Source organism: Streptomyces sp. NPDC111802, from assembly GCF_055634335.1.
In genome coordinates this window covers 195,112-217,514 of the sequence record NZ_JBVKCZ010000001.1, presented here as the reverse complement: position 1 = coordinate 217,514, position 22,403 = coordinate 195,112, and the positions used below count along the sequence as shown (strand labels likewise).

The window sequence follows — 22,403 nt, the reverse complement described above, 5'->3', positions numbered from 1 at the left end:
GTCCGCACGGAGGCTGGGTTCCGCCGCGCTCACTCTTTTGGCAGCCACCGCCACCGTGACGCTGGCAGCGCGTCAACGGCGGTCCGAGAAGACACGCCTGCACGAGCGACAGCTCGAACTCGAGGAACTCGCGATCCGGCGAACGGCTCTGGCTCATCAGCAGCGCATGCACTGGGAGTTGCTGGCGAGGGCGATCGACGATCCCTCGCTCGCCGCCGTGATCGACACCTACGACCAGAGCATCCCGGCGGAGAGGCGCCGTCAGTTCCTGTACGCCAACGCCTGGTACGTCCACCTCTACCACCTCTATCAGGCAGAACTCCTGGATCGCGAGGAGCTGTACACACGCCTGCGGGAGTTCTTCCAGAGCCCGGTCTTCCGCGAGTACTGGGAAGCATCGCGGCATATGCGCGCAAGCCTGGACGAATCATCTGTGGAGGCCCAGTTGGGGCACATGGTCGACGGTCTGGCCCGCGACCTGGACGAATCCGACACGGACGATTGGTGGGTGGTCGGTAACCCGCCCACCGACTGACCTGAGACTGCGACGTTCCTGGTGGCCAACGGACACGGAGGCGGCCCCGGCTCCGATCCGCTCTGCGTTCCCGGCTCGCACAACCCAGGCGGTCAACAACGGAGCAGACTGGGCGCGACTGGGTGACTTTTCGACATCCAGATACAGGACGCTCAGCAACACCAGTAACGTGCTCCCCACCACTATGCCCAGCCCTTTGTTCCTAAGGACCGGTACCTTTGAAGATCGTGCGCCGCATCGGTGTGCCTCCCAGCGCCCGAGGCAGTAGTTCAGGAGCCACCTGCCCGGACGTGTTCGAGCTCAGCGACGGAAACTTCGCTGTCATCGGCACCGAGGCCACCGAGGCGCTTGAGCCGGAACTGCCCGCCGATGCCGCCCGCGCCGACTACGAGCGCATCGTCATCGTCAGCCGGGAGACTCTCATCCGCGCCAAGGCAGACATTCCCGACGCCTGAGACCACCGCACGAGCACGCGTCCCCACCCCAGACCCGTACCGTCACTCCCCGGCCGCGAGCAACCGTTGCGCGAGCCGGGCCGTCGTTTCAGCGAGCAGCCGGCACCCCGTCACTGCTCGATCTCCACCGATGAGGCCTGGCGCCAGAACGGCACCAGGCCACACGCGTTTCCCGGCCCGCTTCCCGGCTCGTTCCCGAGCCCCGAAGGCGCCTCCCACCACGACCGCAGCGGCACAGCAGCCCCCTCAAGCAGTCACGTCGACTCAAGTCAGGTTAGGCTCACCTCTGTGAGTACGTGCTCAACCGTCTCGCAGGACCTCGACGAGCCCATCGCGGGGACCGCGGCGACCGCGACGACCTGGCTGCTGCTGGAGCAGTCCGGTCCGTGGGGTGCCAAGGCGCTCACCCAGAGCCACCTGGACCCCGCGCTGGGCCGTGCCCTGGAGGCGGCCACGCAGGGCACCGGCGTACGCGTCGCGCTGATCCGCCGTCCCGGCCGGCACGCCGACTGCGGCGGCGTCGCCGAGCGCCAGGTCTACGTGGCCCACACCGTGCCCGGAAAGGTGTGGCTGCGCGCCGCCACGATCAGCGACCCCCAGCAGCTGCTCGACCTGGACTTCGCCGCCCTCGGCATGGGTGACCACCACACCTTCGACTCGGTTCTCCAGGGACGTCCCCACACAGGCCACCCGCTCGCGCTCGTCTGCACCAACGGCAAGCGGGACCGCTGCTGCGCCCTCCTGGGCCGCCCGCTGGCGGCCGAGCTCGCCGCCTCCGGCGTGGACGGCGTCTGGGAGGTGACCCATCTGGGCGGACACCGCTTCTCCCCGACCCTGCTCGTGCTGCCGTACGGCTATGCGTACGGCCGGGCGCAGGCCCACGCCGTCAAGGACGTCCTGCACGGCGTCCGGGACGGGCGGATCGTCGTCGAGGGCTGCCGCGGGAACTCGGCCTGGGATCGACCGGGCCAGGCGGCCGAGCTGGCCGTGCGCAGGGCCACGGGCGAGGACGCCGCGGAGGCGCTGACCGTCGTACGGACGGACGGCGCGGCCCCGCGGTGGGAGGTGACCGTCGCCCACGCGGACGGACGCACCTGGCGGGTCAGCGTGGCCCAGGGCGCCTCCCTGCCGCCCCGCCCGGAGAGCTGCGGGACGTCGGTGCTCGGCTCGCCCGGCCGGATGGACGTGGTGGCGGTGCGCGAGCTCAGGGTGGCGACGGCACTCGCGAGCTGACCAGGGGACGGGCGGTTCGCCCCGGGCCAGGCCGACCACGTGGCCCGCACACCCCGCCTGTCCCGCACCGACCCGCACCGACCCGCACCGACCCGCACCGATCAGGAGATCCCCGCCACATCCCTCTACGGCCGCTCCCCCACCCCCACGTACCGTCATGGGTATGAGCCCCACTCCCCCCGCCCGTCGCCTGCGCCTCGGTCTGCCCCGGCGGATGTTCGCGCAGGTGCTGCTGATGCAGGTGGCGATCGCCGCGGGAGTCGCGGTGCTCGCGACCGGTCTGTTTCTCGCCCCGCTCAGCGACCAGCTGGACGACCAGGCGATGCGCCGCGCGCTGTCGATCGCGCAGACCACCGCCGTGCAGCCGCAGATCGCCGAGGACCTGGAGAGCACGCCCGCGACGGCCGGCGGCCCGGTCCAGCGGGAGGCGGAGCGGATCCGTGAGGCGACCAAGGCCGAGTACATCGTCGTGATGGACCGGCGCGGGGTGCGCTGGTCGCATCCCACGCCGAGCGAGATCGGCCGGCTCGTCTCGACCGACCCCGGCCAGGCCCTCGCCGGGCACGAGGTCATGCAGATCGACAGCGGCACGCTCGGCCGCACCGCGCGCGGCAAGGTTCCGTTGCGCGACGGCGACGGGAAGATCGTCGGGGCCGTCTCGGTCGGTATCGCGTACGACAGTGTGCGGGCCCGGCTGCTGCACGCGATCCCGGGGCTGTTCGCGTATGCGGGCGGCGCTCTCGCGGTGGGCGCGCTGGCCGCCTGGCTCATCTCCCGCCGGGTCCAGCGGCAGACCCGTGACCTGGCCTTCTCCGACATCTCGGCGCTGCTCGCGGAGCGCGAGGCGATGCTGCACGGCATCCGGGAGGGCGTCGTAGCCCTGGGCCGAGGCGGCCGTATCCGCCTCCTCAACGACGAGGCACGGCGCCTGCTCGGCATCGGCGACGAGGCCGTCGGCCGGTCCCTGGACGAGGCGCTCGGCGAGGGCCGTACGACCGACGTACTGGCCGGCCGGGTGACCGGCACCGATCTGCTCACCGTCCGCGGTCAGCGCGTCCTGGTCGCCAACCGCATGCCCACCGACGACGGCGGCGCCGTCGCCACCCTGCGCGACCGCACCGAGCTGGAGCAGCTCGGCCGGGAACTCGACTCCACCCGCGGCCTGATCGACGCCCTGCGCGCCCAGGACCACGAGCACGCCAACCGCATGCACACGCTCCTCGGACTGCTCGAACTGGAGATGTACGACGACGCCGTGGAGTTCGTCGGCGAGGTCGTCGGTGATCACCGCGCCACCGCCGAGCAGGTCGCCGAGAAGATCCAGGACCCGCTGCTCGCCGCCCTGCTGGTCGGCAAGGCGACCGTTGCGGCCGAGCGCGGTGTCGCGCTGCGGCTCTCGGATCGCACGGGGCTTCCGGACCGGCTGATCGACCCGAGGGGGCTCGTCACGATCGTCGGCAACCTGGTGGACAACGCCCTCGACGCCGTCGCGGGCACGCCGCACGCGCGCGTGGAGGTCGAACTGCGGGCCGAGGGGCGTACCGCGATCCTCAGGGTGCGCGACACGGGGCCGGGAATCCCCGAGGAGCAGCGCGAGTTGATCTTCACCGATGGGTGGTCCACCAAGGAGCGCCCGGCCCACCGCGAGCGCGGTATCGGCCTCTCCCTGGTGCGCAGGCTCGCCGAACGGCAGGGCGGGAGCGCGACGGTGGACGAGGCGGCCGGCGGGGGCGCGGAGTTCGCCGTCGTACTGCCCGAGGCACTGGCCGAGCCGGACCTGGAGCCCTCTCTCACCGTGCCGTCGGATCCGCCCACCGTCGCCGAGGAGGAGTCGCGATGATCGAGGTCCTGGTCGTGGACGACGACACGCGTGTCGCGCGGGTCAACGCCGCCTACGTCGAGAAGGTGGCGGGCTTCCGTGTCGCGGGCGAGGCGCACAGCGCGGCCGAGGCGCTGCGCCGGGTGGAGGAGCTGCCTCGGGTGGACCTGGTCCTCATGGATCACTATCTGCCCGACGACACGGGCCTGGCGGTCGTCCAGGAGATGCGCCGGCGCGGCCACCAGGCCGACGTGATCATGGTGACGGCGGCGCGGGACATCACGACCGTGCAGGCGGCGATGCGGCACGGGGCGCTCCAGTACCTGGTCAAACCCTTCGCCTTCGCCGGGCTGCGCGCCAAGCTGGAGGCCTACGCGGAGCTGCGCCGCACCCTCGACGGCGGCGGCGAGGCGGAACAGGCCGAGGTGGACCGCATCTTCGGCGCCCTGTCCGCCCCCTCGGAACCGGATCTGCCCAAGGGCCACTCCCCCACCACCGCGGAACTCGTCCGCCGCTCCCTGATGAACGCCGAAGGCCCCCTGTCGGCCCAGGAGATCGCCGAGCGGACCGGCGTGAGCCGCCAGACCGCCCAGCGCTATCTCAAGCTCCTGGAACGCACGGGACGCGCCCGTCTGACCCTCAAGTACGGGGACGCGGGCCGCCCGGAACACCGTTACGTGTGGGCGACCCGCGCCTGAGGCACGGCCCGTGGGGGCGGGGGAAGGAACCGTGCCCGCCCTTTCATACGGACGCCGACCGCCGAAACGTCAGCCGACCGCTCGACAGCGCACGGGTGACCTCGGCCATACGACGGCGGGGAGAGCCGTACGACAGCCAAGGCGCCGCTCTAGACCGCCCCCGCCCCCGTCAACGACCGCACCTCGGTCTCGGCGTGCTTGGCCTCGTCGGGGACCTCGGCCGAGGTGACGGTGCCCAGCCAGCCCGCGATGAAGCCCAGCGGGATCGAGACGAGGCCGGGGTTCTGGAGGGGGAAGTACTGGAAGTCGACGTCGGGGAACAGTGATTCGGGGCTGCCCGACACCACCGGCGACAGCAGCACCAGGACCACGGCCGGGATCAGGCCGCCGTACACGGCCCATACGGCCCCGCGTGTGGTGAAGTCCCGCCAGAACAGTGAGTAGAGCAGCACCGGCAGATTGGCGGACGCGGCGACGGCGAAGGCGAGGCCCACGAGGAACGCGACATTCAGGTCGCGGGCCAGCAGTCCGAGGCCGATCGCGACGACCCCGATGCCGACCGCGGCAACGCGTGCCACGGCCACCTCGCTGCGGGGCTTGGCGTGTCGGCGCCGTAGTGAGGCGTACAGGTCGTGGGCCACGGAGGCCGAGGAGGAGAGGGTGATTCCGGCGACCACGGCGAGGATCGTGGCGAAGGCGATGGCGGCGACGACGGCGAAGAGAACCGTTCCTCCGGTGGAGTCCGCGCCGCCGCCCAGATCGAGCGCGAGCAGCGGAACCGCCGTGTTCCCGGCCGCGTTCGACCCTCGTACGGCCTCGGGTCCGACGATCGCGGCCGCGCCGAAGCCCAGGACGATGGTCATCAGATAGAAGCCGCCGATGAGCCCGATCGCCCAGACCACGGAGCGCCGTGCCGCGCGGGCGGTGGGCACGGTGTAGAAGCGGGACAGGATGTGCGGCAGTCCCGCGGTGCCCAGCACCAGGGCGAGGCCCAGGCTGATGAAGTCGAAGCGGGCCGTCCAGTCACCGCCGTACTTCAGGCCGGGGGCCAGGAACGCGTCTCCGTGACCACTGCGCTCGGCCGCCGTGAGCAGCAGCTGATCGAAGTCGCCGTGGAAGCGCAGCAGGACGAGCACGGTCAACGCGACGGTGCCGCCGAGCAGCAGGACCGACTTGACGATCTGGATCCAGGTGGTGGCCCGCATCCCTCCCAACGACACATAGATCACCATGAGCGCACCGACGCCGATGACGGTCCAGGCCTGCGCCCCCTCGCCCTTGCCCCCGAGCAGCAGGGCGACCAGGGTGCCCGCGCCCACCATCTGCGCCACCAGATACAGAACGGACACGGTGACCGAGGAAGTTCCCGCCGCGATCCGCACGGGGCGCTCACGCATCCGTGCGGCGACCACGTCGGCGAGCGTGAACCGCCCGCAGTTGCGGACCAGTTCGGCCACCAGGAACAGCACCACCAGCCACGCCACGAGGAAACCCACCGAGTACAGCAGCCCGTCGTAGCCGAAGAGGGCGATGAGACCGGAGATACCGAGGAAGGACGCCGCCGACATGTAGTCACCGGCGATGGCAAAACCATTCTCCATGGGCGTGAAGAGCCGGCCGCCCGCGTAGAACTCCTCCGCGGAACCACGCCGGTTGCGGCTCACCCATGTCGTGATCGCCAGTGTGATCGCGACGAACACGCTGAACAGCAGCAGCGACAGCGTCTGATGGTCGACCGTCACGCTGCACCACCCTTCGCGACGCGCGTCAACTCCTGGGTGTCCCAGCGCAGTTCGAGCGCCGCCCGGTCCCGGCACAGTCGCGCGTGACGGGCGTAGGCCCAGGTGAGCACGAAGGTGGTGAGGAACTGACCGAGTCCCGCGAGCATCGCGACGTTCACGGCGCCCACGACGGGCCGTGCCATCAGCCCCGGCGCGGTTGTGGCGGCCACGACGTACGCCACGTACCAGGACAGGAACATGACGACCGCCGGCACCACGAACCGCCGGTAGCGGCTGCGCACTTCGCGGAAGGCGGGGCTGCGCTGCACCTCCAGGTACACATCACCCGCGACGGGCGGGGCGGCGACCTCGGGAGCGTCCGTACCGTCCATTTCCCCCCACCCGGAGGCGAGGGCGTCGTACCAGGGATCGTCGTACCGCGCACCTGTGGTTTCGCGGGGATGACCATCGCTTGAGTGCATGCCCAAGCATGGACAGAACGGAAAGATCGCCGACTCGGCTTCTCCGCCCGCTTCACCCCATCAGGTGATTCAGCCCACGAGGACCTGCGGTCGCCGAGGGCTTAGGACCCCCCATAGGAGCCACCCGCACCACCCGACGACGAAAGTCGCACGGGCGGTGTGGGTGGGAACCCGAAACAGGCGAAGGCGAAGCAGAGGCCGACTCCCGGCCCCAGCGAGCGCGGCGACTACGCGTCGATACGCGACCGATCCAGCGTCGCCGCCGAGCTCGAGATGAACTCCTTGCGCGGCGCCACGTCGTTGCCCATCAGCAGATCGAAGACTCGCTCGGCCGCCTCGAGATCGGTGAGGCTGATCCGCCGCAGCGTGCGATGGCGCGGATCCATGGTCGTCTCGGCCAGCTGATCGGCGTCCATCTCACCGAGACCCTTGTACCGCTGGATGGTGTCCTTGTACCGCACACCCTTGCTCTGGAACTCCATGAGCTTGTCGCGCAGCTCACGGTCCGAGTACGTGTACACGTACTTGTCCTGCCCCTTCTTGGGCTGGACGAGCTCGATCCGGTGCAGCGGAGGAACCGCGGCGAACACCCGGCCCGCCTCGATCATCGGCCGCATGTAGCGCTGGAACAGCGTCAGCAGCAGGGTGCGGATGTGAGAGCCGTCGACGTCGGCGTCGGTCATCATGATGATCTTGCCGTAGCGGGCGGCGTCGATGTCGAAGGTCCGGCCCGACCCCGCTCCTATGACCTGGATGATCGCGCCGCACTCGGCGTTCTTGAGCATGTCGGTCACGGACGACTTCTGGACGTTGAGGATCTTGCCGCGGATCGGCAGCAGCGCCTGGAACTCGGAGTTCCGGGCGAGCTTGGCGGTGCCGAGCGCGGAGTCCCCCTCGACGATGAACAGCTCGCTGCGGTCGACGTCGTCGCTGCGGCAGTCGGCGAGCTTGGCCGGCAGCGAGGAGGACTCCAGAGCCGTCTTACGGCGCTGCGCGTCCTTGTGCTGGCGGGCCGCGATGCGCGTACGGGCGGCGGCGACGGCCTTTTCGAGCACCACGCGCGCCTGTGCCGCGGCATCCCGCTTGGTGGACGTCAGGAACGCCTTGAGCTCCTTGGCGATCACGGTGTTCACGATGCGCCGGGCCGCCGAGGTGCCGAGGACCTCCTTGGTCTGGCCCTCGAACTGCGGCTCGGCGAGCCGGACGGTGACGACCGCGGTCAGGCCCTCCAGGGCGTCGTCCTTGACGATGTCGTCCTCTGCGACGCGCAGCATCTTCTTGGTGCGCAGCACCTCGTTCATGGTGCCGGTCACGGCCGTCTCGAAGCCCGCGACGTGGGTGCCGCCCTTGGGGGTGGCGATGATGTTCACGAACGACTTCAGGGTCGTGTCGTACCCCGTGCCCCACCGCAGCGCGACGTCGACCTCGAGCTCACGGGTGACCTGCGTCGGGGTCATCTGACCGTGCTCGTCCAGGACCGGGACGGTCTCCTTGAAGGTGCCCTGCCCGGCGAGGCGGAGGACGTCGCAGACCGGCTTGTCGGTGGCCAGGTACTCGCAGAACTCGCTGATGCCGCCGTCGAAGCGGAAGGACTCCTCGCCCTTGCTGCCGCCCTCGCCGAGGCCGAACTCGTCGCGGACGACGATGGTCAGGCCGGGCACCAGGAACGCGGTCTGGCGGGCGCGCTGGTGCAGGTTCTCCAGGGAGAGCTTGGCGTCCTTGAGGAAGATCTGGCGGTCGGCCCAGTAACGCACGCGCGTGCCATTGCGGGTCTTGGGGATCTTCTTGGTCTTGCGCAGGCCGCTCTTGGCCTCGAACTTGGCCGTCGGGCCGTCGGCGGCGAAGGCGCCGGGGACGCCGCGCCGGAAGCTGATGGCGTGGGTGTGGCCGCTGCGGTCCACCTCGACGTCGAGCCGCGCGGACAGGGCGTTCACCACGGAGGCGCCCACACCGTGCAGACCGCCGGAGGCGGCGTACGAGCCACCGCCGAACTTGCCGCCGGCGTGCAGCTTGGTCATGACGACCTCGACGCCGGACATGCCGGTCTTGGGCTCGACGTCGACCGGGATGCCCCGGCCGTTGTCCCGGACCTCCACGGAACCGTCGTCGTGGAGGATCACCTCGATGTGGTCGCAGTAGCCGCCGAGGGCCTCGTCGACGGAGTTGTCGATGATCTCCCACAGACAGTGCATCAGACCGCGACTGTCGGTCGATCCGATGTACATGCCCGGGCGCTTGCGCACGGCCTCGAGCCCCTCAAGGACGAGCAGGTGCCGCGCGGTGTAGTTGGAACCGTCCCGGTCTGCTCCTGCCAGCAGCGCTGTGGACGGCACGGACGTCTCGGCGGTCACGCGGTTCGCTCCTCGCTGAATTTCAGGTTGCGCCCTGATGGGTAAGGGCGCGGCTTCGGTCGCCGTCAAGAGGGTACCGAGGCCTGGTAGAGCCGATGTAACGCCACCCTCGTGCGAAACACAGACTAGTCCAGGGTCGTATGCTTGTTCGATCCCTCGATGGGGTGAAGTACATATCACGTTCCCTTCCGGGCATGAACCATTTAGGCTCCGGGCACGTCCTCATGAACAAACCGGCAAGCCAGCCGGGAGGACCGACCTTGACCGACAGCGCGAAACCGTAAGCACGCCTGGACACGCAATACGGCACATTCGCCGCCAAGCCGGCAGCAGCCGGCCGCCCCGAAAATTTCTCTCTGGGAGAAGCCGCGAGCGGGAACGATTTGGGGCTGGTTGGATGTTGACCCTGGTACGACAGCTCGTCGAGCTAGAGAAGAGGCGACGTGACTACTGTTCTGACCCCCGCGAGCCCGCTGACGGCCGCTGACCGCTGCGACCGCTGTGGCGCACAGGCGTACGTACGCGTCGTCCTGCTCAGCGGCGGAGAGCTGCTCTTCTGCGCCCACCACGGCCGCAAGTTCGAGCCGGAACTCAAGAAGATCGCCGCTGAGATACAGGACGAGACGGAGCGGCTGACGACCGTTCCCAGCACCGCTTCCGAAGAAGAGCGCTGATACCTCGCATCCACGACGAGCCAGCTCCGGCACAGGCCGGCTGACGGGCGGTCGTCCCTGACAGCAGGGGCGACCGCCCTCGCTCATACTCCGAGAGCCCTGGGCCCCGGTCAGCGACCCGCCCGGCCCCCCGGCACAGCGGCCCGCCATCCCATGGCCCGTACGACCTCGGACACCCGCGTGTACACGCCGGGACTGCCGGCGCGACCACATCCGTTGCCCCAGGACACGAGCCCGATCAGCCTCCCCTGAGCGACCAGCGGCCCCCCGCTGTCCCCCTGACAGGCATCCCGGCCTCCCACCCGCTCCCCCGCACAGAGCATGCTGTCCGCCAGATACCTGCCGTCACCTTCACCCGGATACGCGTGCCGGCACAGCGCGTCCGGCAGTACGTGCACCCGGGCCGCCCGCAGGCCGCGCGGATAGTGGCCCGCGCCCGTGACGTCCCCCCACCCGTAGACCAGCGCCTGCGTCCCCGGCACATAGGCGGGATCGCCCGGGCCCGCCATCCCGATGACGGCGCTCGCGGGAAGGGGCTGGGCGAGAGTAACGACGGCGAAGTCGCCGGCGTTGCTGTCACTGTCGTAGTCCGGATTCACCCGGGCGGCACGGACGCGGATCTCCTGTCCCCGGCCCGACAGCAGATCCGTACGGCCCGAGATGACCGTGAAGTCGCGCACCTCTTCCGGCGGCGATCCCAGGACTTCCTCGCTCAGACAGTGGGCCGCGGTGAGCACGGTGGACCGGCCCACCGCCACCCCGACGCAGAACTGACCCGCCCGCGTACCCCCGAACCGGTCACGGCTGGACAGCGCCACGGTCCAGGGGCTGGCGGACACATTCACCGGGAACCCGCCGACGACGACGCTGTCGGCGGCCACAGGGGCGGCGGACACCAGCGGTACGGCGGACGCCACGGCCGCCATAACCAAGGGCCGGGCCAGCGCCCGGGCAAAGGGACGACGCATGACGCTCCTCACTCTCGGGTGGTCATGGGAAACCCAGAGTGAGTCAGCCCGCCGGACCCCGCACCTGCGGAGCAGCACGAAGGCCCGGTCCCCACTCGGGGGACCGGGCCTTGTGTGTCGTACGACTACGACCTGGTCGAGCTTTGGGCCGCTACGACCTAGTCGAGGTAGTCGCGCAGCACCTGGGACCGCGACGGGTGGCGCAGCTTCGACATGGTCTTGGACTCGATCTGACGGATGCGCTCGCGCGTGACGCCGTACACCTTGCCGATCTCGTCGAGGGTCTTCGGCTGACCGTCGGTGAGACCGAAGCGCATGGAGACGACGCCGGCCTCGCGCTCGGAGAGCGTGTCGAGGACGGAGTGCAGCTGCTCCTGGAGGAGCGTGAAGCTGACCGCGTCGGCCGGGACGACGGCCTCGGAGTCCTCGATGAGGTCACCGAACTCGCTGTCGCCGTCCTCGCCCAGCGGGGTGTGCAGGGAGATGGGCTCGCGGCCGTACTTCTGGACCTCGATGACCTTCTCCGGGGTCATGTCGAGTTCCTTGGCCAGCTCCTCCGGGGTGGGCTCGCGGCCCAGGTCCTGGAGCATCTGGCGCTGCACACGCGCGAGCTTGTTGATGACCTCGACCATGTGCACCGGGATACGGATGGTGCGGGCCTGGTCGGCCATGGCGCGGGTGATCGCCTGACGGATCCACCAGGTGGCGTACGTGGAGAACTTGTAGCCCTTGGTGTAGTCGAACTTCTCGACCGCGCGGATCAGACCGAGGTTGCCCTCCTGGATGAGGTCCAGGAAGAGCATGCCGCGGCCGGTGTAGCGCTTGGCCAGGGAGACCACCAGACGGAGGTTGGCCTCCAGGAGGTGGTTCTTGGCGCGGCGGCCGTCCTCGGCGATGATCTCCAGCTCGCGCTTGAGCTTCGGGGCGAGCTTGTCGGCGTTGGCCAGCTTGTCCTCGGCGAAGAGGCCCGCCTCGATGCGCTTGGCGAGCTCGACCTCCTGCTCGGCGTTGAGCAGGGGGACCTTGCCGATCTGCTTGAGGTAGTCCTTGACCGGGTCGGCGGTGGCACCGGCGGCCGCGACCTGCTGCGCGGGCGCGTCGTCCTCGTCCTCGTCGGAGAGCACGAAGCCTGCGCTTTCGGTGCCCTCGGGCTCCTCACCGGGCTTGGTCTCCTCGAGGGTCTCTTCCTCGATCAGCTCGGCGTCGTCCTTCTTGGCCGCCGTCGTCTTCTTCGCGGCCGTCTTCTTGGCCGCCGCCGTCGTCTTCTTCGCCGCAGTCTTCTTGGCGGTCGTCTTCTTCGCGGCGGCCTTCTTGGCGGTGCCCTCGTCCTCGACGGCGGGTTCGGCGGCGGGGACCGCGGGCGTGGCGGTGGCGGTCGCCTTCTTGGCGGTCACCGTCTTCGCCGCGACCGTCTTGGTGGCGGTGCGCTTGGCCGGACTCTTCGCTGCGACGCTCTTTCGGGTGCGCTTGGGCTCCGCGGCACTGACCATCAGCGTCACACCCTCTTCCTCGAGGATCTGGTTGAGGCTGCGCAGTACGTTCTTCCACTGAGTGGCCGGAATCTGGTCGGCTTCGAAGGCCCGACGCACATCGTCGCCGGCGATCTGCCCCTCAGCCTTTCCCCGCTCGATAAGAGCCATGACAGAGACGGACTCGGCGATCTCCGGCGGGAGCGTACGGGATGTGCTGGCCGACACGAACAACCTCTCGGAACGTTGGAAAACGGCTTCCGGCCCCGTCCATGGCGGACAGGAGCCGACCACCGGCCTTGGGGATTGGGCCGACGGTGCGGGCGGGGGCCGGGAAGATGCACAGCGCCGTGAGCGGCGTCCGTATTCCCTCCTCGGCTGTCACCTCTTAGGTCATCGCGCTGTTTCCCCAAGTGTTACGCCCAATCCGCGTGGCCCGAGTCACATCCCGTAACCGATCAAAAGCAGGCAGACATGGACAGAACTGGTCGTCGGCGGCTTGCGTCACGCATCGTACGGCGATTCCACCACCTCGTCACACCGTCGGACCCGCGAGATCCGTGACGGATCTCGCGGGTCCGACGGGAGGGGGTGCGCAGGCCGGGAGCGCCACAGGAGGGGGTGGCGTTCCGGGCCGCGCCACCCGGGTGCGCGGTCAGTGCTCGCGGGGCGCGGGCACTACGCGCTCCACCTCCGGATGGACGGTGAGCAGCTGGCGCATGGCCGTCTCGGCCGCCGAGCCGTCGCCGGCGGCGAGGGCGTCGACGATCCTGCTGTGCTGCGCCAGCGACGTCTCGTTCGGCCGGTCACAGCCGGTCACGGGGCCACCGGAGACCTGGAGGGCGGCCGAGACGATCCCCGAAAGGTGCTCCAGCATGCGGTTGCCCGCGACCTGGATGAGCAGCGAGTGGAACTCGGCGTCGGCGCGGGAGAACGTGAGGACGTCGCCCTGCCCCATCGCATGGTTCATGATCTCGACCATGTCGCCGAGCCGCTGCTGGACGTCGTCGCGCCCGTGCCCGGCGGCGAGGCGGGCGGCGAGCGGCTCGATCGTCCAGCGGAGCTCGCTCAGCTCGCGGCGCTGGTCGTCGCGCTGCGGCCCGAAGGCCCGCCATTCGATGATGTCCGGGTCCAGGAGGTTCCAGTCACTGACGGGGCGCACGCGCGTGCCGACGTTCGGGCGGGCGCTGACCAGGCCCTTGGCCTCCAGAACGCGGAGCGACTCACGGACGACGGTGCGGGAGACCTCGAAACGCTGGCCGATCTCCTCGGGAACGAGCGGGCGGTCGGCGCCCAGGTCGCCGGAGACGATCATCTGGCCCAGCTGTTGGACGAGTTGGCCGTGCAGCCCGCGTCCGCGGCTGCCCGCGGTTCGCCGGCCGACCCGGCCCAGTTCCGGATCCGCGCCTTCCCAGGCGGAGGGTCCGACGCGGTCGGCGACGGGGGCCTCGGCGTAGGGGTAGCGGTCGAGATCGCCCGGGCCGGCAAGACCGGAGTCGGCGGCGCGGGCGGCGGTCATCATGGTGTGCGCAAGGGTACTCACGCATCCTTTGTCGGCGCCGTCTCCAACTCCCTTGAGGTCTTTGGTGAAAAGCACACGAAAGGGTGATCGCTCACCCCGTCGCAATTGACGCCTTATCGGAAAGAAATGGGCTTTCCCGGGGGAGTTGTGAGCACGACAGAACCGAGAGCGTCACGGACGGTCGTCATCGGACCCTGCTCCGCAGGGTCGTGTAGAGATAGGCGCAGAGCAGTGCGGTGAGCGACAACGTCAGTGCGCCGCCCACGGGTTGACCGATCAGCCGGGCCGCGGCCGCCAGATACCGCTCTCCCCCGAACGGCCACTGCGACAGGAGCACCTCCCGCAGCCGCAGCGGAAACCCGGCCGCCGTCCGCACGGACGGCCCTTCCAGGACCTTCTGCACGAGGGGTACGACGACGATGGGCACCGTGACCACCGCGGCGAGCCCGGCCGTGGTGGACCGGAACAGGCCCGCGGCGAGCACGCCGGCCCACGCGCAGCCGACCACGAGCCCGATCCAACTCGTGCTCAGCGAAAGCCAGTCGGCGGGAACTTCCGCGAGCTCCCGTCCGTAGACGAGATAGAGCACCTCGATGTCGCAGCCCAGGGTGAGCACGGCCAGCGCCAGGGCGGTGGCGGAGGCGACGAGGAGTTTGGCGGCCAGCAGCCCCAGCCGACGGGGGACGGTGCCGCGATCCGCCGCCAGGGCGGGGTGGCGGAACTCGTCGCCGAACGCGATCGCACCGAGCAGCCCGGCCCCGAGCGCCGCGGGCGGCAGCGGAAGCTCCCGCGGCCACGCGACCAGCAGGCGTGCGCGTGGCGTGTGCCCGATGCGGGCCAGCATCACGGCAGTGAGGGCGGACACCACGAGCACGACGGCCGCGGTGACGAACCCCGTGCCGACACCGGCCGCGCGCCGCAGCTCGTACCGGAGGGGGCGGAGGGGGCTGGGGGCGGGGCGGACGGAGATGGGGGGCGGGAGATCCGGCAGGGCATCGAGGCGAGAGGCGGACGGGCGGGCACCGGCGGCCTCCGACGAAGAGTCATCCGTGCCGGCCCCTGGACTCTCCGCGGACTCGTCGTGTGAAGCGGCTCCGGCCTGCCCTCCGGCCGCCGTCCGCGACAGCTCGGACGTCGCCACGAGCTCGCTCGCCCCGGTCTGCTCCTCGCCCTTCATCGGCACGGTGTCGACCTGGCGCCTACGGTCGCCGACGGCGGCCACGTCCCGGTACGCCGCCTCCGGCGCATCGTCGGCCCGTGACTCGGTCGAGCCCGTGTCCGGCCCCATGTCCCCGATTTCATCGGCGAGTTGATGCACGAGGATGCCGTTGCGGAACGCGATCTCGCCGACGGCGGCGCAGGTACTGCCGTACACCGAGATCCGGTTGCCGTTCTCGCGGATGACCTCGACGGAGCGGTGCGCGGCACGCGCGTCCTTGGTGAGCAGAGCGGCGAGGCGGGAGGCGTGCGGGGTGCGGACGGCGACGCGGGGGCGCAGCCGGGTGCGTGCGAAGTCGGAGGCGTCCTGGTCGGCGACGAGCGTGCCCCGATCCAGCGTGACGACCCGGTCGGCGGTGCGCGCGGCTTCCTTGGGGTCGGCCGTGGTCAGCAGGACCGTGCCGCCCTGGGCCGCGTGTGCGCGCAGCGCGCCGTGCAGCCAACGGCGCTCGCGGGTCGTGAGCCCGTCCGCGGGATCGTCGAGGACGAGGGTGTGCGGGTCGCCCAGCAGCGTGCAGGCCAGCCCGAGGCGGCGGTCCATGCCGCGCGAGAGGGTGCCCAGGCGCTCGTCACGCAGGCTGACGAGGCCGACCACCTCCAGGACCTCGTCGGCGCGCCGGGCCGGAACTCCCGCTGCGGCACACAGCATGCGCAGATGACCGCGCACGGTGCGTGCCGGATGCCCGGGCACGTCGCCCAGCAGCACGCCGACCTCGCGCGACGGATGCGCGATGCGGTGCAGGGGACGGCCTCTGAAGAAGGTGATCCCACGGCCCTGTTGGAGTTCGAGCATGAGTCTGAGCGCCGTCGTCTTGCCCGCGCCCGACGCTCCGAGCAGCGCGGTGACGTGGCCCGCGCGAGCCTCGAAGGAAACGTCGTCGACGGCGGGGGGAAGCTCCTTGCGAGGGTTGCTGGTCAGTCCGATCGCCTCGATCACCCGCAGCAAGATAGCGCGCTATGTCCGTTTTTTCGGGGAGGAGCAAGGCGTGCTGCACTGGCGACAATCGGCCCGGTCGGGCAACTGTTCGTTCCGCGGCACGGGGCCGGACGCGTCGGAGCGCCTGCGGAGCGGCGATGCGCACCTTGGCTCGCCTGATTCTCCTGGCTCTCGTGACTCTTCTGGTTCTCGTGACTCTTCTGGCTCTCCTGGCTTTCCTGCTTCTCCTGGTTTTCCTGCGCCCTTGGCTTTCTGGTCAGACTTCGGGTCGCAGCATCGGGGGGTTGAGCAGCGTTGCTCCGCCGGCCCGGAAGAGTTGGGCTGGGCGACCGCCCTGACGGGTGGTGGTTCCGCCGGTGGGGACGAGGAAGCCCGGTGTGCCCGTCACCTTGCGGTGGAAGTTGCGGGGGTCCAGCGCCACACCCCACACCGCCTCGTAGACCCGGCGCAGCTCCCCGACTGTGAACTCGGTGGGGCAGAACGCCGTGGCCAACGACGAGTACTCGATCTTGGAGCGGGCCCGCTCCACGCCGTCGGCCAGGATCTGCGCGTGGTCGAAGGCGAGCGGCGCGAACGGTTCGCCGTCGCGGCCGTAACCTGCCTGCTGCAACAGCTCGTCGACCGGCGCCCAGCGAGCGTTGCTGGCGTCCCCGCCCGCGCGGGGCGCCGGCAGGTCCGGGGCCAGCGCCAGGTGGGCAACGCTGACCACCCGCATCCGCGGATCCCGCTTGGGGTCGCCGTATGTCGCCAGCTGCTCCAGGTGGGCGCCGTTGTCCTGCGCCGGGACGGAAGGGTCGTGGGCGCGCAGCCCTGTCTCCTCGGCCAGTTCGCGCGCGGCGGCCTGCGCCAGGTCCTCGTCGGCCCGTACGAACCCACCGGGCAGGGCCCAGCGCCCCTGGAACGGCGGTTCACCCCTGCGCACCGCCAACGCACACAACGCATGGCGACGCACGGTCAGCACGACCAGGTCCACGGTGACGGCAAAGGGCGGAAAGGCTGACGGGTCGTAGGGCATGCGGCGATCATAGTCGTCTGCCTGACGATAAACACTCCCTTCGTCGAGCCCGTCGATGGTTGATCCAATTCGGTCGGGTACGGTCCGGGGTCTTCTCGGGCGTGGTGTTGGTCTGGTGGGTCGTGCGCCGCCATTGTCGGGGTTGTGCCAGGTCAGGCCCGCTGTTGTAGGGGTCATGCTCGCGGACGTTGCGGGCGGGGCCGCGGTCGTTGCGGTCGCGGCTGGCGTCGTGAGGGGTCATGCCCTCCGTCATTGGTCGGGGCCGCGGGCATTACGGTGACGGCTGGCGTCGCGTCGTGAGGGGTCATGCCCTCCGTCATTGCTCGGGGCTGCGGTCGTAACGGTCACTGCTGGCGTCGCGTGGGTCATGCCTCCGTCGTTGATGGGCGCGGCGTGAGGTCACGCCCCTGTCGTGGGAGTGCATGCTCACCGTCGTTGCGGTCGCGCCCGACGTCGCATTGCGTCACGCCCGCCCTGAGGTCACACCCACTGTGGTGTGGCGTCACGTTCGCAGTTGCAGCCCGTCGGCGGCCTCCTCGACCATGGCGAGACCGAGCCGGCTGACTCGTACGGAGAAGGGGGCGCCGGCGACCCGGAGGCCCGTCAGGACGATCTCGCCGAGCGGCGCACCACGCATGGGCCGCAGCGTGACCGTGCCCGCCGGGGCGTCCGGGCGTATGCCGGCGAGGGTGGTCAACAGCAGCACCCCGGCTGCCGCCGCCGTGGCCGCGGGGCGGCAGGCCGACGGATGCGGGAGGGGAGCGCTCCCTTCGGTGCGCTGCTCCCCCGCGTACATGTCGGGCAGGCGGTGTCCGAACGCCTCCGCGGCCGCCAGCAGGCCCCGCAGCAATGCGCTTGCCTCCTTCTCGTAGTCGGCCGCGGCGAGGCCGGCGACGGCGACCGCGGTCTCGTGGACTCTCACCGCACCACTGCGGTGACCGAACGGGTTGTGTCCCGCCTCCTTCGCGCTCAGTCCGCGCAGGCCCCAGCCCGAGTCCATGGCCGGACCTCCGAGCAACCGGGCGAGCTGCTCGGTCTGCACCTTGTCGAGCAGGCCGGGGGCCTGTTCTCCTCCGCCCAGCAGGCCGGTGTCGAGAAGATGGGCGGCTGCAGCCCCCAGATACGGCACGGGGCGTCCGTCCGGGGCGCGGGCAGCCGCGGGCCTGCCGCCGCGCAGGTCGTCGATCCAGAAGTCGGCCCGGAACTCCGTCCGCAGCGCCCCCGCCCAGTGCCGCAGCTCGGCACCGCCCGGTCTGCCGCAGGAGTCGAGCAGATCGGCGCCGAGCAGTGCCGCCCGATGGGCGTGGGCCTGGGTCTCGCAACGGGCGGGGCCGCCGGGTTGCGGGTCGGGCAGATAGGTGGAGCCTCCGCTGCCTCCTACCTTGGTCCGCAGCCAGGTCAGGCACCGCTCGGCCACCGGGAGGAGTTCCTCGGTCTCGGGCTCGGGCAGCCCCCAGCGCCGGGCCTCCGCGAGCAGCGCGGGGAAAAGCAGCGTGGCTTCCGTGCCCGTGCAGCCCGGCGGCAGACGCGTGCCGGCGTCGCGTCTCGGCCCGGGGATCATGCCGAACTGGGGCCCCTGACCCCGGAGTTGCGTGCGAGCGAGGGTGCGCAGCGTGCCTAGGGCGAGCCGGGTGCCCAGGGGCAGGGTCATCCGGGCTGCGGCGAGGGCCTCGGCTGGGGCCAGGCCGCAGCGCCAGGGAACCCCGGCTGCCAGGTAGGTGTCGGAGGGGTGGGCGGGGTCTCGCAACAGGAGTGCCTGGAGATCGTCGATGCTCGTGCGCAGCAACGCTTCCGCCCTGGGATCGTCGCCTGCCGCCCGTGCGGGCGCGAGTGGGCTGGTCGCGGCTCGGCCCACGGCGCGTACGGGTCCGGCTCCGTCCGGTCGCACCCGCAGCTCGATGCTCGCGCTGCCTCCCGGGGGCAGTTCGAACTCCCAGCGCAGCAGACCTGCCGACGCCAGCGCGTCGGAGGGCTGCGGGTCGGCCGTGACGACCGAGTTCCCTTTGGCGGACGACCAGCGCAGGCCGGAGTCGTGGACGCTGGCGGGGAGTTCGGGTCCCGAGTCGCCGCACGCAATGGCACCGAGGTCGGCGAGGTCCGTGGCCAGGGCGATCTCGATCGGCAACCGTAGGGCGCGGGCGGCCGCACTGCGCAGCGTGATCCGCTCGGTGCCGTCGGCACGGCGGATGCGCTCGACGACGACGTCCGGATCGGGGCCGGACTGCGGGGAGGTGCGCAGTGTGCCCACGAAGCGGACGCAGTCGGCGGCAGTCATCCGAGCGTGGACCGCGAGCGGCTCGCGTCCGGCCACGCGGATCTGACAGCGCGAGAGTACGCGTCGGCCCGCGCGGTAGATCCCGTCGAGACCCCGGCCGGTCAACTGGCCCTGGGCCGTGGAGATTGCGAGGCCTGGCAGAGCCACACAGATCAAAGCGTCGTGGGTGGAGGGCAGGGCGGCGAAGCGGCCTGCGGTTGGTGGCTGGGCGGGCGGGGGCTGGGCGGGCGGGGGCTGGCCTTGGGGCTGGGAGGCCGGCGGGCGTTGGGCCGTGTATGAGGGCGGGCGTTGGGGCGGAGACGAGGGTGCGACGGTCGGGCTCGTCGGCCTTGTGGGCTGATGAAGGAGCTTGACCTCTCGTCCCTGTACGTCCGGGCCACTGTGTTGGCCTGTCATAGGCCACCAGGAAGGCCGTGGGATCCGGTTGGTGCTCCGGGCAGCGTCGCTCGGAATCCCGGGAACTCGCTGCCCCGCATGCCCCTCGGCCGAGCGCGGCCCCGTGTCCTGCCTCTGGGACGGCACCGCCCCACCAGCTGTCGAGCGGTCGTCGGCGGCCGGGGAGATCGGAGTCGGCTGTGACATGGGGCGGCTTCCTCTGCGCTCATCGCGCCGCGGGCGGGTGCGGCGCCGGCTGGGGGATCCGGAGTGACAGGGCCGGTGCGGCGACGTTGCCGGTCCCGGCGTACCGCCACTCAGGTGAACGGGGAGAGCTCCCTCCAGGTCACGCCCTCTTGGCGATAGCCCCGCCGACGCCCCACCTCGTTCGTCGGAATCGGCAGGTGGGACGAGGCGCTGCGGGGCGCTGCGGCGCAGGTCGGCGGCCCATACGCGCCGCCTGTGGCGGCTCGGGCGGCGCTGCTGATGGTGGCGCGAGCACTGCTGCTCGTGCGGGCACGGGCCCCACTGCTCATGCGGGCGCGGGCCCCGCTGCTGGTGGCGGCGCGGGCCCCGCTGCTCGTGCGGGCACGGGCTCTGCTGCTGGTGCTGCCTCGGGCTCGGCTCGTGGAGCTGATCCTCGCGGCGTGGATCACGGGCGCCACGGCCGCCTGTGTGGCAGGCGCACCTCACCGAGCGACTGCCGTCACTTCCCCGGCCTCGAGCGACGGACGAAGCACGATCGTCGTCACCAAGGCTGTCATCGACAAGGCGGTGATCACCAAGGCGACGTCCCTCAATGCGGCTCTGCTCAACGCTCTGCCCGCGAGGCCTCACTCCTCCCCCTCCGCGCACGCACCTCCGGTACGCCCCCCATCGGGAATGGGCCTACTCCGACGCACGGCCCCCTTCTTCGAGGTGCGCGGAGCCGTGCTCTTCGCACCGCGCGAATCCGCACCCCTCAGCACGCGCGGCGCCGTGCCGCCCGGCCGGTCGGACCCCGGACGCACACCCGAAGGTGTACGCGGACGGCTCGGCCCCCTCCCTCGCCCGGCGGCCCTCGCGGACCGGGGAAGGCTGCCGACCGAACCCGCTTGGCGCCGAGAACCGCGAGGCTCATCCGCACCTGGCGTCGACGCGTTCGGCGCGGGTTCCAGCGCATCCCCCCGCTCCAGCTCCCCGGCCTTCCCCGACTCCGGCTTGTCCGCCGGCCCCCCATCCGTCCGCTCGCGCCCCGCTCGTTCGGTCCGCAGGCAGCGGCGGATCGACTCCGGGTCCAGGCCCTCATTGCAGGCTTGATGCAGCAGACGGGCGAAGAGGTAGTCGGAGTCGGCGCCGAGCGCCATCGCGAGGGCTTCCCGAGCCTCCAACTCATCGCCGCTGGACCAGGCGACCCAACCGGCCAGGGTGAGCGGCGCCGCAGCGTGCTCGCTGTACGGTCCGACGCAGCGGCGGGCCAGTGCTCGCCAGAGCCGTAGGGCGGGACCGGCGTCGTCGCCCTCCATCCACTCGGCCACTCGGTCGCGCATCGCACGGTCCTGCAGGCCCAGAATGAGCCTCGCCGCCTCGTCGTGGCCGAGCAGTTCGTCGTCACGGAGATCCGCGGTGAGCGTGCCTGCCATGGGCGGGGCCGCGGCGAACCGGCTCTTGAGCCGCTCGGCGATCTCCAGCGTCTCCTCCGCCACGCCCGTGCGTGTCGCATCGTCGAGGATCCTGGAGACCAGCTCGGCCCCGGCGGTGTCCAGAGCGGTCTGCTGTTCCAGGGCGGCGCTGCTCTCCCAAGGCAGCAGCCTGGCCCGCAACTCGCGCAGTGTGCCGCGTACCTGAACTCCGGCATACGCGGCCGCGGCCGCCAGCACCGACGTACCGGGCAGGCCCATCGGCCGGCCCTCGGACGGACAGCACTCGGTCCTGTCGCAGCAGTACGACCAGAAGCGGCCGTCCGAGATGCACAAGGCCTCGATCACCGGCACGTCCAAGCTCCCGCACGCGACACGCATCTTCTGGGCCAGCGGTCGCAGCCGTTCCATGACCTGTCGGCCAGTCTCACCCTTGGCCGGTTCCTGGCAGAGGAACGCGACCATCTGCTCCGGCCGCGCTCCCCTGCGCTCGCTGCCCGTCACGAGCCCGTGGGCCAGCTGCCCGGCCGCGGCATCCCAGTCGTCGGCGCTCGCGGGAATGCCAAGCCGGGCCCGGCCACCGAAGCGGCCACGGCCGTCCTTGTCGTACACCGCGACCAGCACGATGCTCTCCTCGGGGCGGTATCCGAGGAGATACGGCAGGGCGTCGGCCAGTTCGGCCGGGGAGCGCAAGGTGACCTGCTGCTCGGGAAGGTGCGCCTCGTACGCCGTGCAGTCGAGGGGGTCCACGGGTCGCGAGCGTCCTCGGACCTCGTCATGCCCCCCATGCCTGCCATGCCCGCTGTGCCCGCCATACCCACCCTGCCCGCGCCGCACATCCTGGACGTCACGGGCGGCGTTCGGGTCAGTGGCTCCGGTGGCGCGGTTCTGCTCCTCGCCCGAGGTGCCGTCGTTGTCAGGAGATCCAGTCGTTCCGCTGTGGTTCGTCATGCGCCGACGATCTCGCGGATTGCCAGACTCCGCTTTGCCCTGTGGATAACTCCGACCAGGGACACGACAACCCGGGTGTGCGAGGG

Annotated in this window: 16 protein-coding genes; 6 read left to right on the top strand and 10 right to left on the bottom strand. The window is 70.8% G+C overall.

What is annotated here, in order from left to right:
- The first annotated feature begins 37 nt into the window (after positions 1 to 37).
- The 5 genes from ACZ7NC_RS01005 to ACZ7NC_RS00985 all read left to right on the top strand — a co-directional run bounded on the left by ACZ7NC_RS01005 (position 38) and on the right by ACZ7NC_RS00985 (position 4,740).
- Positions 38 to 535, top strand: a complete 498-nt coding sequence (locus ACZ7NC_RS01005; RefSeq protein ID WP_471483754.1) for a DUF6082 family protein — start codon at positions 38 to 40, stop codon at positions 533 to 535.
- A 218-nt stretch (positions 536 to 753) separates the two neighbouring features.
- Positions 754 to 990 (top strand): hypothetical protein, encoded by a 237-nt coding sequence (locus ACZ7NC_RS01000; protein WP_031486357.1) that lies wholly within the window; start codon positions 754 to 756, stop codon positions 988 to 990.
- Positions 991 to 1,278: 288 nt separating this feature from the next.
- Complete coding sequence (locus tag ACZ7NC_RS00995; protein ID WP_471483752.1) at positions 1,279 to 2,223, top strand: sucrase ferredoxin; 945 nt, start codon at positions 1,279 to 1,281, stop codon at positions 2,221 to 2,223.
- Positions 2,224 to 2,386: 163 nt separating this feature from the next.
- Entirely contained in the window at positions 2,387 to 4,063 is a 1,677-nt protein-coding gene (locus ACZ7NC_RS00990) for an ATP-binding protein (RefSeq protein WP_471483751.1), read from the top strand.
- Positions 4,060 to 4,740 (top strand): response regulator, encoded by a 681-nt coding sequence (locus ACZ7NC_RS00985; RefSeq protein WP_471483750.1) that lies wholly within the window; start codon positions 4,060 to 4,062, stop codon positions 4,738 to 4,740. The genes ACZ7NC_RS00990 and ACZ7NC_RS00985 overlap by 4 nt, the downstream gene beginning before the upstream one ends.
- Before the next feature lie 149 nt (positions 4,741 to 4,889).
- On the opposite strand, the gene ACZ7NC_RS00980 is transcribed toward ACZ7NC_RS00985, so the two are convergent.
- From ACZ7NC_RS00980 to ACZ7NC_RS00970, 3 genes are all read right to left on the bottom strand, one after another.
- On the bottom strand, positions 4,890 to 6,482 hold the full coding sequence (locus ACZ7NC_RS00980; protein WP_471483749.1) for a solute symporter family protein: 1,593 nt from the start codon (positions 6,480 to 6,482) through the stop codon (positions 4,890 to 4,892).
- Positions 6,479 to 6,943: a DUF485 domain-containing protein gene (locus tag ACZ7NC_RS00975; protein WP_471483748.1), complete on the bottom strand. Its 465-nt coding sequence runs from the start codon at positions 6,941 to 6,943 to the stop codon at positions 6,479 to 6,481. The genes ACZ7NC_RS00980 and ACZ7NC_RS00975 overlap by 4 nt, the downstream gene beginning before the upstream one ends.
- Positions 6,944 to 7,170: 227 nt before the next feature.
- Positions 7,171 to 9,294, bottom strand: coding sequence for a DNA gyrase/topoisomerase IV subunit B (locus ACZ7NC_RS00970; protein WP_471483745.1), 2,124 nt, complete (start codon positions 9,292 to 9,294; stop codon positions 7,171 to 7,173).
- Positions 9,295 to 9,737: 443 nt separating this feature from the next.
- On the opposite strand from ACZ7NC_RS00970, the gene ACZ7NC_RS00965 reads away from it, so the two are divergent.
- Positions 9,738 to 9,968 carry a DUF7455 domain-containing protein gene (locus tag ACZ7NC_RS00965; RefSeq protein ID WP_383408983.1) on the top strand — a complete coding sequence of 77 codons (231 nt, stop codon included), beginning with the start codon at positions 9,738 to 9,740 and terminating at the stop codon, positions 9,966 to 9,968.
- Between the two features lie 110 nt (positions 9,969 to 10,078).
- Here ACZ7NC_RS00965 and ACZ7NC_RS00960 read toward each other — a convergent pair whose 3' ends face one another.
- The 7 genes from ACZ7NC_RS00960 to ACZ7NC_RS00930 all read right to left on the bottom strand — a co-directional run bounded on the left by ACZ7NC_RS00960 (position 10,079) and on the right by ACZ7NC_RS00930 (position 22,317).
- Positions 10,079 to 10,936 (bottom strand): S1 family peptidase, encoded by an 858-nt coding sequence (locus tag ACZ7NC_RS00960; RefSeq protein ID WP_471483743.1) that lies wholly within the window; start codon positions 10,934 to 10,936, stop codon positions 10,079 to 10,081.
- Positions 10,937 to 11,094: 158 nt separating this feature from the next.
- On the bottom strand, positions 11,095 to 12,633 hold the full coding sequence (locus ACZ7NC_RS00955) for an RNA polymerase sigma factor (protein ID WP_471483742.1): 1,539 nt from the start codon (positions 12,631 to 12,633) through the stop codon (positions 11,095 to 11,097).
- A gap of 427 nt (positions 12,634 to 13,060) precedes the next feature.
- Complete coding sequence (locus tag ACZ7NC_RS00950; RefSeq protein WP_471483740.1) at positions 13,061 to 13,948, bottom strand: FadR/GntR family transcriptional regulator; 888 nt, start codon at positions 13,946 to 13,948, stop codon at positions 13,061 to 13,063.
- A gap of 163 nt (positions 13,949 to 14,111) precedes the next feature.
- Positions 14,112 to 16,082, bottom strand: coding sequence for an ABC transporter ATP-binding protein (locus ACZ7NC_RS00945; protein WP_471483738.1), 1,971 nt, complete (start codon positions 16,080 to 16,082; stop codon positions 14,112 to 14,114).
- Between the two features lie 256 nt (positions 16,083 to 16,338).
- A complete protein-coding gene (locus tag ACZ7NC_RS00940) occupies positions 16,339 to 17,097 on the bottom strand; it encodes an NUDIX hydrolase (protein WP_471483736.1) in 759 nt (252 codons plus the stop codon).
- A 502-nt stretch (positions 17,098 to 17,599) separates the two neighbouring features.
- Positions 17,600 to 19,525: a glycogen debranching N-terminal domain-containing protein gene (locus ACZ7NC_RS00935; protein WP_471483977.1), complete on the bottom strand. Its 1,926-nt coding sequence runs from the start codon at positions 19,523 to 19,525 to the stop codon at positions 17,600 to 17,602.
- 1,055 nt (positions 19,526 to 20,580) lie between these two features.
- Positions 20,581 to 22,317, bottom strand: a complete 1,737-nt coding sequence (locus ACZ7NC_RS00930) for a DUF4192 domain-containing protein (protein ID WP_471483734.1) — start codon at positions 22,315 to 22,317, stop codon at positions 20,581 to 20,583.
- Positions 22,318 to 22,403 lie beyond the last annotated feature (86 nt).